5 protein-coding genes are annotated in these 16,068 nt (G+C 56.6%); all 5 read right to left on the reverse strand.

All coding sequences use genetic code 11. The features are described 5' to 3' along the window. Positions 1–4 precede the first annotated feature (4 nt). The 5 genes from BJ887_RS18290 to BJ887_RS18310 all read right to left on the reverse strand — a co-directional run bounded on the left by BJ887_RS18290 (position 5) and on the right by BJ887_RS18310 (position 16,029). Positions 5–1,240: an HlyD family type I secretion periplasmic adaptor subunit gene (locus BJ887_RS18290; RefSeq protein WP_020885110.1), complete on the reverse strand. Its 1,236-nt coding sequence runs from the start codon at positions 1,238–1,240 to the stop codon at positions 5–7. Beyond that, positions 1,237–3,519: a type I secretion system permease/ATPase gene (locus tag BJ887_RS18295; protein WP_106503798.1), complete on the reverse strand. Its 2,283-nt coding sequence runs from the start codon at positions 3,517–3,519 to the stop codon at positions 1,237–1,239. The genes BJ887_RS18290 and BJ887_RS18295 overlap by 4 nt, the downstream gene beginning before the upstream one ends. Positions 3,520–3,735: 216 nt before the next feature. Continuing rightward, a complete protein-coding gene (locus tag BJ887_RS18300; protein ID WP_121340247.1) occupies positions 3,736–4,644 on the reverse strand; it encodes an OmpA family protein in 909 nt (302 codons plus the stop codon). A 46-nt stretch (positions 4,645–4,690) separates the two neighbouring features. After that, positions 4,691–10,345 carry an Ig-like domain-containing protein gene (locus BJ887_RS18305; RefSeq protein ID WP_121340248.1) on the reverse strand — a complete coding sequence of 1,885 codons (5,655 nt, stop codon included), beginning with the start codon at positions 10,343–10,345 and terminating at the stop codon, positions 4,691–4,693. 116 nt (positions 10,346–10,461) lie between these two features. Then, positions 10,462–16,029 carry an Ig-like domain-containing protein gene (locus tag BJ887_RS18310; RefSeq protein ID WP_121340249.1) on the reverse strand — a complete coding sequence of 1,856 codons (5,568 nt, stop codon included), beginning with the start codon at positions 16,027–16,029 and terminating at the stop codon, positions 10,462–10,464. Positions 16,030–16,068: the final 39 nt, after the last annotated feature.

Raw genomic sequence — 16,068 nt, forward strand, 5'->3', positions numbered from 1 at the left:
TAAATTAACGCTCCCGGAAGGCTTCTTTCGCTTTGAAAATAGGTTTCAGCAGGTAATCGAGAATGGTTTTTTCGCCCGTACGAATTTCCACGGTCGCAATCATGCCGGGAATAATCGGCAGGGCTTTATCCCCTGCTTTGAGGGTGCTGCTGTCGGTTAAGACCATCACCCGGTAATACGTATCATCAGGACGGCCCGCCGCAGCTTTAGCGTCATCTTTTAACGTATCCGGACTGACGAGAGACACTTGCCCCTTCAGGCCGCCATAGATTGCAAAATCGTAAGCGGTGATTTTCACCATGGCAGGCAAACCTGCATGCAGGAAGGCCACGTCAGACGGTTTGATCTTCCCTTCCACCAGCAGCTGATCTTCCAGCGGCACGATCTCCATGATGTGTTCACCAGGCTGAATAACCCCGCCAATAGTGGTAACCCGCACATTTTTGACCGTGCCTTTTACCAGTGCGGTAATGGTTGTGCGGTTCACAATGTCTTCGCGACCGGTCAGACTCTCTTCAGCCTGCACCAGATCCAGCTCCTGACGGATCAGGTCGGCGTTGGCATCCGCCTGATAGCGGTTGCGGCGCTCAACAATCTGCGATTGCAGGTCGTTTGCCTGACGACGCATGCGCAGCAACTCTACTTCGGAAAGCAGGCCGCGCGCCGCCAGCGGCTCAGACATGGCAATTTCGTTTTGCGCCAGACGATAGCTCTTCTCAAGCGAAGCCACGCCCTCTTCCAGCGCTTGCTTACGGCTGTTGTAAGCGCGGGTTTCCAGCTCGACCTCAGAAGGATACTTTTTCACGCGGTCGCTAAAGGTCAGCGGCAGACCATACGCTTCTGCACGCAGGCGGTTAACGGTCGCTTCCAGTGCCACCACCTTGCGCAGCGTCTCCTGATAACTCGATTGCGCACGCGTCGGGTCGATTTTCAGCAGTACCTGCCCCGGTTCAACGATATCGCCCTCACGGACGTTCAACTCTTCGAGTATCCCGCCCTCGAGGCTCTGGATAATCTGTTCGCGACTTTTTGAGACGATCTTCGCATCACCCTTGGTGATCTCTTCCACTTTGGCGAAATGCGCCCAGGTTAAGAAGCCGATGAACACCGCCAGGATGAGCCATAACACCAGTCGCGATTTTGGCGTGGTCTGGGAGAACAGCGCCTCCTGGATATCGCTCATCCAGGCGGCATCACGCGCTGAGAGCGGTTTATTTTTCTTCTGTTTTAGAAATTTCATGCGCTGGCCTCCGCCTGCTCTTTTACTGGCACAGCTTGCGCTGGCGTACTGTCGTTAGCGGGCGTCTGCTCAGGTTGCGCTGCCGGCGTGCCGTTGAGCGCAGCCAGAATCTGCTGTTTTGGACCATCCGCGACGATTTTGCCGTCCTCAATAATCACCATTCTGTCCACCAGCGCCAGCAACGACGGGCGATGGGTAACAACAACCAGCGTGTGTCCGGCAGTCGCGATTTTCAGGTGTTGCAGGAACAGGGCTTCGGTCTGCGCATCCATCGCGCTGGTCGGTTCATCCAGCAGCAGCAGGTTAGGACGCGCCAACAGCGTTCGCGCCAGGGAAACCAGCTGACGCTGGCCGCCGGACAAACTGTTGCCCTGCTCGCCAACGGGCATATGAATGCCACGCGGGTGGCGCGCGGCAATGTGGTCCAGCCCGGTTAAACGCAGTACCTTAAGAAACTCATCAGACGACGCATTCTGACGGCCAATCATGATGTTTTCGCGCAATGTGCCGTAAAACAGACGCGCATCCTGCCCCACAAACCCTACGTTGTTTCGCCAGTCAGACGGCTCAATTTGATTCACGTCCAGACCGCTACTGAAAATCTGCCCTTTCACCGGCGTGTAAAGGCGGGCAATGATGCGCAGCAGCGTGGATTTACCGCTGCCGATTTTCCCGACGATCGCCACACGCTCGCCCGGTTTTATCGTCAGATTCACGCCTTTGAGGATATCCGGGTTCGGCTGCATGGGCGGCGCCGGATAAGAGAAGGTAATGCCTTTAAGCTCGATATCACCGTTCAACTCAGGCTGTTTGATGTAGTCAATCTCACTGCTGCGATCGGTTGGGTTCTCCATCAGCTTGTTCAGCGAAGTCAGCGCAGCTTTGGCCTGCTGATAACGCACGGCTAAACCGACGACCTGGCTTAACGGCGCGGTCACACGGCCGGCCAGCATGACCGTACCGATTAACGCGCCCTGCGTCAGGGTGCCGGCATCAATCAGGTACACGCCGGTGACAATCAGCATGACCGTCTGCAGCTGTTGCAGGAAACTCACCGAGTTCATCGCCAGCGTAGAGTAGTGCTTAGACGCCGCCGAGCTGGACGATTGCATGGCGCTGAACTTTTGCCAGCGGCTCTGCATCCAGGACTCGCCCCCCACGGATTTCAGCGTTTCCATCCCTTCGATGGATTCAATCAGGACGCCCTGCTTCAGCGATGCTTCCTGCAGGCTGGCTTTCATCACTTTGGCCAGCGGCCACTGAATGGCCATACTGACCAGCAGGATCATTGGCAGCATCAGCAGCGGGACAATCGCCAGCGGGCCGCCGATGGCGAAGATAATGCCAATAAACAGCAGAACGAACGGCAGGTCGGCAATGGTTGCAAGCGTCGCGGATGAGACAAAATCACGCACGGATTCGAATTCGCGCAGCTGGTTGGCAAAAGAGCCTGAGGAGGCGGGTTTATGCTCCATTTTCACCGCCAGCGCCTGACGAAACAGCACGCTGCCGACAATCAGATCCGCTTTTTTTCCTGCGGTATCCAGCAGGTGAGCACGCACGCTACGGGTTACGGCTTCAAAAATCATTGCCACCAGCACGCCAATCGCCAGCGACCAGAGCGTGGTAAACGCCTGGTTAGGGATCACGCGGTCATAAACGTTCATGGTAAAGAACACGGTGGCCAGCGCGAGCACGTTCACCAGCACCGACGCCAGCGCGGCGCTACGATAGTAACGACGGTAGCGCCACAGCGTACTGAACAGCCAGTGGCCTTTCGGCTGCGGCGGCGCGATATCGCTAACCCGACTGTCAATACGCGCAGTCGGTTTAGCCGCGATCGCGTAGCCAACATACAGCTCGTTAAGCGCTTCATGATTCAGTTCAACCGGCTCGTCAGAGACATCCGGCATGACCAGGGAATAGAACAGATCCCATTTGTCTTCGGCATTTTTACGACGCTCGCGTCCCAGCAGCACCATCCCGCCAGCACCCTTACGCAGCAAAATCATCGGGAAGATCTGCTCCGGCAGTTCTGCGCTATTACGCTTGATGAGCCCTCCGGTCACACCGGCATTTTTGAGCGCATCAAGCGCTAAAGAGGGAGTGAGGAGTTGTTCGACAGGCAGACCCGCCAGCAAAACATCATCGCTTTTACCGAGACCATAATGCTCACACACCCAGGCAATACTTCTGAGCAGGGAATCATCACTTTGTCGGTTATCGCGAGCGGCGGCAAGCAGCTGTTCCTCCTGAAAATTTGCAGTTGAGGATTCCATATTTCGCGTTTTTCCTGATTGATTATTTATATTTAAATCAATGAATTAAATTGATTTATTGGTTTAAATTAAGAATATTCTGTCACGCGGAACAGTCTTAAATTAATGAGACCTGTCTCAATGGAACGGGTTATTTTTTGTCACGAAACAGGTTTGATGAGGGATACACGAGGGAAAAGAGAATGCCCTCCCATTGCGGGAAGGCAGGACGCAAGATTATTTTTGCTCAGGTGCAGTCACGTTCTGATCGCCGCTTACACGCACAACAACGCGGCGGTTTGGCGCATAGCAAGAAACCAACTCACGCTTGCCGGACGCGGCACAGTCATTAACAACCGGCTCGTTACTGCCGACGCTGGACGCCACCATCAAACGCGCCGGAAGGCCATTTTCTGCCAGCATCGTACGTACCGTCTGCGCACGCTTCAGCCCCAGCGCGTAGTTGCTACGATCGCTGCCGATAGCATCCGTATGGCCAATCACCTGGATTTGTTTCAGCTCGACGTTTTCACGTTTTATTGTCGCCACCAGGTCTTTCACCGCCTGGCGGCCCTGAGCGGAAACGCCCTTTTCACCGGACTGTCCAAAGCGGAACATAATATCGCCGGACAGGGTGTAATCTTTGTACTGAGGCGCGGCCAGAGTCTTACAGGCTTCCACGCTGGATGCGCGAGAAAGCACATGGGTCTGCTCGCGCAGCCCCGATAAATCCTTCTCCGCCTGCTCGCGCGTACGGGCTTCCGGCACGGCATTCATCGTGTGGCTGACGCGCACGAAATAGGTTTGCCCGCCGTTCATTTCGACGTTATAACCCTGTTCTTTACCACGATACTGCGGCGCATCGTTCTGGTATGCGCCGAGATTATGCTTACCCGGCGCCAGACAGAACACGGTATAACCGCCAGGCAGCAGTGCATCGTGGAATTCATTATCCACATAAATATGTGCCGCCCCGCCGGTGCTGTTACTGGCGTCACGGTAGTAAACAATTTGCGCCTGAGTCTGAGCGACGGGTGCAACAGGCTGATACACCTTGCCAAAATTCTCCGCAGCAGTCGCGGAATGCATGAAAAATGCGGAGGAGGTAAACAGCGCCGCAAATAAAGAGGTCTTGAAAAAAGTCATAAATCCTCCAGAGGCCTCCCCGAAAGGAGGCCTGGAAAAGTTTAAGTTAGTGATTATTCACGTTGACGGTTACGCCAGCTTGTACCAGCAGTTCTACATCCTGGCTTTCCATGTGGTACACCTGGTACTCGACGCCCGATACCTTCACATTACCGGCGTTGGTCCAGTTGCCCGGGTCGCTGTTGTCAGGCAGCAGATCGCTCAGGTTTACCACGTCGCCTTTATTACCCTGCACCATCAGCTGTTTATTGCCATCGGTGATAAACAGGTCTTTTTCAGCGTGGGTCAGCACGTCGTGCAGACTGATATTCAGCTTGTCCTGCTTGCTGTTGGTAATATCAATCGTCTTGTGCTGGAGATTATCCAGGTTAATCTCACGATCGTTCAGGGTGCTGACAACACTGGCGTTATCGTCATGCTGCTCTTCGGCGTTCATCATCATGCTTCTGGATGCTGAGCGCGGTGTGTTCACTGTCCAGCGGACATCATCAATCCAGTACTGATCGGTATTGATGGTGTTACCGCCACCCGACAAACCACTGCTTGCACCACGCCCCATACTGAACACGATATTTCCAATCTCACGTCCCGACGGGGCATTAACAGAGAAGGTTGACTCACCAACTGGCAGATATCCTGAAGAGATCACTTTCCCTGCCGTGTCGTAAACGGTGTATGTTGACTTCACAACGCTAGACTGGACGGAATCGTTCGCACCAGAAAGTTTCATGCTGACAGCATTTACCCCGTCAAAATGCATGGTGATGTCGCCGGTCATTGCTAATACACGACTGCTGGATGAAACGCCCCACTGATAAATCGCCGCACCATAACCAGGGTAATATTTATCGTTTAACGTAAATTTCAGACCACTTGGCAGTGTGACCAGACCCTTTCCAAAGTTCTGGAACGGTACAGTGTTAAAATCTTCGAACCCGCTCGATTTCGGAGAAACCACTGTCAGGCTGCGTGAAACACCCGCACTCTGGTTCCCTGCTTTATCGATAGAGAACACGCTAAACGTGTGGTTCCCCAACGGCAGTGCAGACGGCGTTAAGCTCCAGCTGCCGTTAGCGGCGGCGGTGACACTGTACGTAGAACCGTTCACCGCGATGTACACTGTGCTACCTGCTTCAGCGGTACCGTTCAGCGTCGGCGTGTTGTCATCCGTTGAACCCGCGTTGGCCACGTTGCCCGTTACCGGACCGACGTTATCCGTTACGCTGGTAATCACCGGCGCGGCGTTGACGGTATCTACAGTGATCCCAAATTTCGACGAGGTAGCCGAACGGTTTCCGGCCCTGTCGATTGAATAAGCCTGGAATTCATACAGCTTGTTGTAGTTGGTCGTCACTGGGTATGACCATGCGCCATTCGCAGCCGCAACCGCTGAGCCATAAGTTCCACCGGTTGCCGGGTCGATGATATACACCACGCTGCCCGCTTCCGCTGTCCCGCGTAAATCCAGGCCACGGTCGTTGGTTACGCCACCGTTGCCTACCAGACCGTTATACACACCACCCTGAACATCATCGTAAGAGCCGGTGATAACGGGCGCGTTATTCACCGTATCCACAGTGATCCCAAATTTCGACGAGGTAGCCGAACGGTTTCCGGCCCTGTCGATTGAATAAGCCTGGAATTCATACAGCTTGTTGTAGTTGGTCGTCACTGGGTATGCCCATGCGCCATTCGCAGCCGCAACCGCCGAGCCATAAGTCCCACCGGTTGCCGGGTCGATGATATACACCACGCTGCCCGCTTCCGCTGTCCCGCGTAAATCCAGGCCACGGTCGTTGGTTACGCCACCGTTGCCCACCAGACCGTTATACACGCCCCCCTGAACATCATCGTAAGAGCCGGTGATAACAGGTGCGTTATTCACCGTATCAACCGTGAGTGAGAAGGTTGATGAGTTCGCTGAACGGTTCCCAGCATTATCGATTGAGTAAACCTGCCAGGAATATGTCTGGTTATAGTTAGTTGTCGCCTGATAAGACCATTTACCATCAGCTCCCGCCGTTGTGGAAGCCACTGTCGCACCATTCGCCATGTTGACGAAATACACAACGCTACCTGCCTCCGCCGTACCGCGTAACTCAGGCGTGCGGTCGTTCGTCACGCCACCGTTGCCCACCAGACCGTTATAAATACCACCTTCTACGTTGTCATAAGCACCTGTAATAACTGGTGTCGCATTAACGGTATCCACGTTGATCGAATAGGTCTCAGATTTACCCGACACGTTACCCAGATCGTCTTTCGCAATGGTGTAGAACATATGCGGACGACCGGCAGCCGTGTCAGCAACCGCACGATCCCAGGTCCAGTTACCTTTCGCATCAGTTTTCACCGTATCCAGCACCGCGTTGTTATACGCGTTGTAGATATACACGACGCTGTTTGGCTCCGCGGTTCCGCGCAGCTGCATATTGCCGTCGTTGCTCAGCCCACCGTCTGGCACCAGGCCGTTATAGATGCCGCCTTCCACGTCATCGTACGCCCCCAGAATGATCGGAGCTGCAGCGCGGGTATCCACTTCCAGACCGTAGTGGTTGGATTCGCCAGAGACGTTGCCCGCCGCATCCTGTGACGTCACGTAGAAGTCATGTTTCGCATCTGCCAGCGCAGGCGATGTCCACGTCCAGTTACCGTCCGCATCGGCATACACCGAAGCGATTGGCGTTTTGCTGTCCGGGCCATAGATTTTCACCAGGCTGTTTTTCTCAGCCGTACCGCGCAGTTCTGGCGTGGTGTCGCGTGAACGGCCACCATCCGCAATCAGCGTACCCGTATCGTCATACATGCCGGTAATGGTCGGTGCCGTTGGCGCATCGGTATCAATCGTCAGATCCCACGGCGCGGTTGGTGCGCTTTTCACACCGGTCGGGCTCTGGAAGACCGCGCTCAGAGACAGCTCGGTGCCATTGTTCTGCGGTGGCAGCGTGTAGTTCCAGGTGCCGTCATTGCCTACGGTCACAGAATTAACAAGCGTGGTGCCGTCGTAAATGAACACGGTGTCGCCCGCACGGCCAGTACCGTGCAGCGTTGGCGTGGTGTCATCGGTCACCGCCGGGTTCGCCAGGTCGCCCTGCACCAGACCTACATCGTCAGCGATGCGATCCAGCGTCCCTGTCGGAATGCTGGTGTCCAGCGTCAGCTCAAACGGTGCGGTAGGCGCACTGTCACCCGTCCCCGGATCTTCCGTCGCGGTGATCTGATATGTCCCATCCGCGCTCAGCGCAGGGGTGATGGTCAGCTGCCAGCTACCGGTTACCGCATCCGCACGCACGCTATCGATATAATTGCCGTCAACGTACACCTTCACCAGTGCGCCCGGCGTCGCGCGGCCCACAACCGTTGGGGTCGTGTCATCGGTGTGGCTGCCGCTGCCCAGATTGCCGGTAATGGCACCTTCATCATCCACGACGTGGCTGATGGATACGCCGTTACCGCTGGTGTCCACGATGAAGTGGATCGGGTCGGACGCAGGGCCGACGTTACCCGCTTTGTCTTCAATCGAGACTCTCCAGGTGTAGTCGCCGTCCGCAAGCGCAGGTGCCGGGGTGTAGCTCCAGTTACCGCTGCCATCGACAGGAACGCGCACGGTAGTGCCATTACCGAGATCGATAATAGCGGTACCGCCCGCTTCACCTTTACCACGGTAGGTCGGGGTGTTGTCATCGGTGGTGTCGTTGTTACCAATCAGACCTGGCGTACCGAAGTCGTCCCACAGTTCCACGTCAGCCGCTTCGCCTGGTGCGACGGAGTCCACAATAATGACCCACTCACCGGTTTCCGGGCTGCGGTTGCCGGTCACATCTTCTGCGACCGCGCGGAAGCGGTGCTCGCCCTGCGCCAGCGCCGAATTAAACTCAATGGTCCAGCGTCCACCGGTGACCACCGCGCTGCCGATTGGGTTCGGGTTCGCGCCGTCGTACAGATAGACGGTGGTGCCATCCTGCGCGGTACCGGTAATAACCGGACGATCGTCATTCGTGATGCCACCGTTCTGTACCGTGCCGACGTGTGATTCGACATCGTCAATCACATCGGTGATTGCCGGTGCCGTTGGAATACCGCCCGCCAGCAGGTCAAAGGAGAACGCATCAGAAGGATCCGAACGCAGACCCGCTTTGTCTTCGGCGACCACTTTCACGTCATAATGACCGTTCGCCAGCCCCAGCGGCGGTGTCCAGGTCCAGGTACCTTCATCGGTGGCGCGAACGGAAGCAACTTCACGGCCATTGACGATGATGTACACCAGGCTGTTCTCTTCGGCAGAACCCGCAAAGGTCGGGGTGCTGTCGTCAGTGATATCGCCGTTTTGCAGATAACCTGTTTGCTGACCCGCGTCGTCAAAGACGGTGTCGATGGTCGGTTTGGTCGGCGGCGTGGTGTCAACGATAAAGCCGATCGGATCGGACGGTTCGCTGGTGTTACCCGCGGGATCGGTGATGACCACCACGGCTTCATGCTCGCCTTCTGCCAGTGGGTTTTCTGGTGTGACTTCCCATTTACCGTCTTCACCCACGATCGCGGTACCCACCACTTCATCGTCGATGATCAGTTCTACGGTTTCACCTGGCACAGCGCCTTCGCCGCTGAATACCGGCTGGGTATCATCGGTCACATCGCCGTTATTAATTGGGCCGATAACCGGACCCTGATCGTCTTCAACATCACCAATGATCGGTTTCACTGGCGCTTCGGTGTCAATCACCAGCTTCCAGGGATCGGTTGGCGCGCTTTCAACGCCCGTTGGGCCACGGAATACCACACTCACATCCAGTGCGGCACCGTTCGTTTGTTCAGGCAGGGTATATTCCCAGCGGCCATCAGCGCCCACGGTTACAGAGCTAATAATGTCGCTGCCATTACGTACGAAAACAATGTCACCTGGACGGCCCGTACCGTGCAGGGTTGGCGTGGTGTCATCCGTCACCGCCGGATTCGGCAGGTCACCCTGATAGCGACCAACGTCATCCGATACGCGATCGAACGTCCCGGTCGGAACAACGGTATCGATGGTCAGCAGGAATGGACGTGTCGGAGGTGGAATTTCACCAGGACCGCTGAATTCACCTGCGGTAATTTCATAGGTTTTACCCGACTCCAGCGCAGGGTTGATCTCAATGGCCCACGCACCGGTCGTTGGGTCGGCAGTCATCGTACCCACCGCTTCCCCGTCAACATACAGCGTCACCAGAGAGCCAGGCGTTGCCGTCCCCACGATAACCGGTTTAAGGTCATCCGTGCTGCTGCCGCTGGCCAGCGGGTTGGTCAACGTGCCGGTATTATCTTCCGCGTGGCTGATGGATACCGCATTACCCACGGTGTCGACGATAAAGGTCACTGGCGCGGTGGCTTCACCACGGTTACCCGCAGCATCTTCCAGCGCCACAGACCAGCTATAGGTTCCGTCCGCCAGCGCAGGGGCAGGCGTCCAGCTCCAGTTACCTTCTGCATTGACGGGTACGCGAACGCTCTGCCCGTCACCGAGGTCGATCACAGCCGTCATGCCCGGCTCACCCTTACCGCTAATGGTCGGGGTGTTATCTTCGCTGATATCGTTATTGTTAATTTCACGCGGGAACTGGTAATCGTTCCACAGTAAAACGTTGGTCGGCAGCGGCGGCAGTGTCGCTACAGCAGCGATGTTTGGCTCAGTATTGTTGTTAGAAGCGATGGTCTTTTTCATACTCTATTTCCAACTATATTCTGTTTATGTTCGGGAAAATCCCTGGATTAAAAAAACGGCTAAACGTTTTTACTTTCCGGAGGCGCCTTAAAGGCGCCTCCGTTTCCTGATATCAATTAGTGGTTTTGCAGCGTGACCGTCACTCCCATCTGAACGAGGATTTCGGTATTCAGGCTTTCCATCTGGAAGGACTGATACTCCACTCCGCCAACGTTAACCGTGCCACCGTCTGTCCAGTTGCCCGGGTCTATATCGTTTGGCAACAGGTCGCTGAGATTGACCCGATCGCCTGTATCGCCCTTCACCATCAACTGGTTGAAGTCGTTATCGTGGAACAGGTTCTGTGTGGCGTTCTCCAGCACATCGCCCGCGCTCAGCGTCAGGGTGTTGTTACCTGTTCCCGTAATATCGAACACTTCCATTGACTGGATTTTGTTGGTCAGCGCGCTCATATCGAGATGCTGATCCGCACCCAACAGCTTCAGCGTGTCCGTCCCTTCTCCCCCCTGGATCACCGCGTCGGTCAGGCTGGCCACGTCACTCACCTGATAGAGGTTGTCCGCCGCGTCGCCATACCAGACATCGCCCTGGTTATCCGCCAGGAATTCACCCGGCGTGACGGTTTTCGCCGTGCCGCTCACCACCAGGTTATCGATACTGAAACCAAACCCGGTGCTGCCCGGCTGCTCCTGATGGTGAATTTCCATCCGGTAAACCGGCGTATCCTCCTGGCCTGTGAACGACACATGGACGTTACGGTTGCTGATCGGCGCGTTCACAGGCTGAGAACCAATCACATTGCCGTTGATGTCATAGAACGTCACCACCGTAGACGGACCCGCAAATCTCGGGTTGAAATCGAAATCGACGGTTTTGGCGCCATACTGGAAGTCGACAAACATGCTGGCTTCCATCCCGCCATCTGCTGATGAACTGAACAGATACAGGCTGTTTGTGCTTCCCACCCCGATGGGCTGTCTGTCGAATTCGTAGTCAGCCGTACTGGTATCCGTCGTGTGTGAGAAACGCATTCCGTGCACCCACTGGCCCGCATTGATCGCCGTAAACTCATCAGCAGATTCAAAGTTGTTGGTGCTGGTGAAGTCGCTGGTACGGTAGTCCGAGCTGTTACCCGCCGCGTCCACAATGGCTGCCCCGACCGGAATATCGGTATAACCGCCCGGTGGCAGGCTCAGCGTCACATTACCGTTCGCGATATCCGCCGCCGTCAGCGTATGCGTGACAGAGACATCTCCGACCTTCACCAGAACCGAATCACCCGCCGTCACGTTGCTGCCCGGCAGCGTGACGGTGACATCGTTACCGCTCCGCACCACGTCGGTCGGGGCGTCCGGTGCAACCTGATCCACCACCACGTTCTGTGACGACTCGGTGTAGTTACCTGCCGCATCAACAACACGGGTCAAAATGGTCCAGTCAGCGCTGTGGCCCTGCGTGTCCACATAGGCCCACTTATCACCGTCGACCAGCGCTTCCTGCCAGGTCGCACCGCCATCAACGGAGACAAGGACTTTGTCGCCCGCGTCCAGCGCAGCCGAGAGATGGCCGGTGACCAGGCTGCCAGGGCCGCTGTTATTGGTGATGAAGTCCGCATCGCTCACGCCGGAGTCTTTGCTCAGGCCGTCAGCCACCGCACTGGCCGTTGGCGCTTCGGTATCAATGGTGATTTTCCACGAATCGCTCGGCGCGCTTCTTACGCCCGTTGGGCTCTGGAACACCACGTTCATATCCAGCTCTGTACCGTTATTCTGCGGCGGTAACGTGTAGTTCCAGCTGCCGTCAGGGCCAACGGTGACGGAGTCAATCAGAGTCGTGCCGTCGTAAATAAACACGACGTCGCCCGCCACACCGGTACCGCGCAGGGTCGGGGTGGTATCGTCGGTTACAGACGGGTTCGCCAGGTCGCCCTGAACCAGGCCGACATCATCCGCTATACCGTCCAGGGTGCCGGTCGGAATGCGGGTATCGAGCGTCAGTTCAAACGGTGCGGTTTGTGGACCGTCACCGGTGCCGGTATTTTCACTGGCAGTGATCTGATATGTGCGATCCGCCGACAGCGCCGGGCTGATGGTGTACTGCCATTGACCCGTTGTCGGATCGGCCACCACGCTGTCAACCAGGTTTCCGTCAACGTAGACTTTCACAATGGCACCAGGCGTAGCGCGGCCCACAACGGTTGGCGTCGTGTCATCAGTGTGGCTGCCGCTGGCCAGGTTGCCCTGAATGCCACCTTCATCATCCACAACGTGGCTAATCGAAATCCCGTTTCCGCTGGTATCCACGATGAAGTGGATAGGGTCGGATGCAGGTCCGACGTTGCCGGCCTTGTCTTCAATTGAGACTTGCCAGGTGTAGTCGCCGTCAGCCAGTGCAGGTGCCGGGGTGTAGCTCCAGTTGCCGCTGCCATCAACCGGTACACGCACGGTGGTGCCATCGCCCAGGTCGATAATCGCCGTACCGCCCGCTTCACCTTTACCCCGGTAGGTCGGGGTGTTGTCATCGGTCGTACCGTTGTCGGCAATAATCCCCGGCGTGCCGAAGTCGTCCCACAGTTCAACGTCTGTCGCCTCGCCCGGTGCGACGGAATCAATGTTGATGACCCACTCGCCCGTTTCCGGGCTACGGTTGCCGGTGGCATCTTCCGCTACCGCACGGAAGCGGTGCTCGCCCTGCGCCAGCGGCGTACTAAATTCAATTTTCCACTGTCCACCCGTTACCACTGCACTGCCGATCGGGTCCGGGTTCGCGCCGTCGTACAGGTAAACGGTGGTACCGTCCTGACCGGTCCCCACGAGAGTTGGGCGGTCGTCGTTGGTGGTACCGTTTTGCTGTACGGTGCCGGTGTGAGACTCAACATCGTCAATCACATCGGTAATTGCCGGCGCTGTAGGGACACCGCCAACCTGCACGTTAAAGTTAAAGTCCTCAGACGACTCAGAGCGCAGGCCAGCCTGATCCTCCGCAACAACGCGGACGTTATACGGACCGTTAGCCAACCCCGGAGACGGTTCCCAGGTCCAGGAGCCGGTTTCAGTGGCGCGCACGGAATCCACCACTTTCTCGTTGACGATGATGTAAACGAGGCTATTTTCTTCAGCCGTACCGCTGAAGGTTGGCGTGTTGTCATCGGTGGTTTCACCTGCCGCCAGGTTGCCGGTTCTGTCGCCAACGTTATCGAAAACGGTATCGATGGTCGGTTGTGCCGGTGGCGTGGTGTCAACGATAAAGCCGATTGGATCCGACGGTTCGCTGGCATTGCCTGCCGGATCGGTAATGACCACCACCGCTTCATGTTCGCCATCCGGCAGCGGGATTTCTGGCGTCACTTCCCAGTTGCCGTCTTCACCCACAATCGCAGTGCCCACCACTTCATCGTCGATAATCAGCTCAACGGTTTCGCCAGGCACGGCACCGCCGCCGCTGAATACCGGCTGGGTATCATCGGTGACATCGCCATCGTTAATCGGGCCAGTGATTGGGCCGACGTCATCTTCCACGTCACCGATCACCGGTTTTTCCGGCGCAGTCAGGTCGACGATAAAGCCGATCGGATCGGACGGCTCGCTGGCGTTGCCTGCCGGATCGGTGATCACCACCACCGCGTTGTGCTGGCCTTCAGCCAGTGGGTTTTCCGGCGTCACTGCCCATTTACCGTCTGCCCCCACCACCGCGGTACCCACGACTTTATCGTCGATGATCAGCTCAACGGTGTCGCCCGGCGTGCCGTTTTCACCACGGAATACCGGCAGCGTGTCGTCAGTGGTGTCACCGTCATTGATTGGGCCAACCACCGGACCGACGTCGTCTTCCACGTCACCGATCACCGGTTTTTCCGGCGCAGTCAGGTCGACGATAAAGCCGATCGGATCGGACGGCTCGCTGGCGTTGCCTGCCGGATCGGTGATCACCACCACCGCGTTGTGCTGGCCTTCAGCCAGTGGATTTTCCGGCGTCACTGCCCATTTACCGTCTGCACCCACCACCGCGGTACCCACGACTTTATCGTCGATGATCAGCTCAACGGTGTCGCCCGGCGTGCCGTTTTCACCGCGGAATACAGGCAGCGTGTCGTCAGTGGTGTCACCGTCATTGATTGGGCCAACCACCGGACCGACGTCATCTTCCACCTCACCAATCACCGGTTTTTCCGGCGGGGTGAGATCGACGACAAAATCAATAGGATCGGACGGTTCGCTGGCGTTGCCTGCCGGATCGGTAATGACCACCACCGCTTCATGTTCGCCTTCCGGCAGCGGTTTTTCTGGCGTCACTTCCCAGTTGCCGTCTTCACCCACGATCGCAGTGCCCACGACTTCATCGTCGATAATCAGCTCAACGGTTTCGCCAGGTACGGCACCGCCGCCGCTGAATACCGGCTGGGTATCATCGGTAATATCGCCATTGTTAATCGGGCCAGTGATCGGACCGACGTCATCTTCCACCTCACCAATCACCGGTTTCGCTGGCGCAGTCAGGTCAACGATAAAGCCAATCGGATCGGACGGCTCGCTGGCGTTGCCTGCCGGATCGGTGATCACCACCACCGCCTCGTGCTGGCCTTCAGCCAGTGGGTTTTCCGGCGTCACTGCCCATTTACCGTCTGCCCCCACTACCGCGGTACCCACGACTTTATCGTCGATGATCAACTCAACGGTGTCGCCCGGCGTGCCGTTTTCACCGCGGAATACAGGCAGGGCGTCATCAGTGGTGTCACCGTCATTGATTGGGCCCACCACCGGACCGACGTCATCTTCCACCTCACCAATCACCGGTTTTTCCGGCGGGGTGAGATCGACCACGAAATCAATAGGAGCGGACGGTTCGCTGGCGTTACCCTCAGGATCGGTGATGACCACCACCGCTTCATGTTCGCCTTCCGGCAGCGGTTTTTCTGGCGTCACTTCCCAGTTGCCGTCTTCACCCACGATCGCGGTGCCCACGACTTCATCGTCGACAATCAGCTCAACGGTATCGCCAGGATTCGCACCACCGCCACGGAAAACAGGCTGGGCGTCGTCAGTGGCATCGCCGTTGTGGATAGGGCCAGTGATCGGGCCAACGTCATCCTCAACTTCGCCGATCGTTGGTTTGCCAGGACCTGTCGGTGGAGGGGAAATAACGTCGCCGTTATCACCGCCGTCGTTACCGCCACGGTTATGGCGAATAATGGAGCCGATGCCAATCGCCGCACCAATCGCCGCTAATGCACCCAGTGCCAGCAAGGCAGGGGAAAACGCGGTACCCGCAACCGCCAGACCGTCAAGGCTGGCAATCGCGCCTGCGCCCAGCGCTTGCGCAGAGGATTCACCGTCCAGCAGGAAAGCAGCTTCGTGGTCATCATCACCGTCGGTGGCGATGTATTCATGCCACTGACCATCTTCCCCTTTACCGACCAGTTCACCCGGATTATCAAAGTAGTCTTCGATAATCAGCTGCGGCTGATCTTCATCAGTGCCTTCCAGCATGATGAACAGGTCTTTACCGACACGTTTCAGGGTAATGTTTTCTGGCGCAACGCCGTTTTCCCCTTCAGCAAGAATGTATTTTGCATTCGGGATGGCTTTAATTTTGACGGCACTGCCTATTTTTTCACTGCGCAGAACGTCGGCTTTGACAATCGTATTTTTATCAACGACTGCAATATTTACTGGCTTGAGATTCATTCGCTAAATTCTCGTGTAAATAATCGATCTGTGTCTGCG

It is taken from the genome of Enterobacter sp. WPR_3_1 (assembly GCF_003635055.1).
GTDB classification, from domain to species: Bacteria; Pseudomonadota; Gammaproteobacteria; order Enterobacterales; family Enterobacteriaceae; genus Enterobacter; species Enterobacter ludwigii.

Excerpts from the sequence above, each read along its gene's own strand:
- BJ887_RS18290 (WP_020885110.1), bottom strand. The coding sequence starts at position 1,240 with ATGAAATTTCTAAAACAGAAGAAAAATAAACCGCTCTCAGCGCGTGAT.
- BJ887_RS18295 (WP_106503798.1), bottom strand. The coding sequence starts at position 3,519 with ATGGAATCCTCAACTGCAAATTTTCAGGAGGAACAGCTGCTTGCCGCC.
- BJ887_RS18300 (WP_121340247.1), bottom strand. The coding sequence starts at position 4,644 with ATGACTTTTTTCAAGACCTCTTTATTTGCGGCGCTGTTTACCTCCTCC.
- BJ887_RS18305 (WP_121340248.1), bottom strand. The coding sequence starts at position 10,345 with ATGAAAAAGACCATCGCTTCTAACAACAATACTGAGCCAAACATCGCT.
- BJ887_RS18310 (WP_121340249.1), bottom strand. The coding sequence starts at position 16,029 with ATGAATCTCAAGCCAGTAAATATTGCAGTCGTTGATAAAAATACGATT.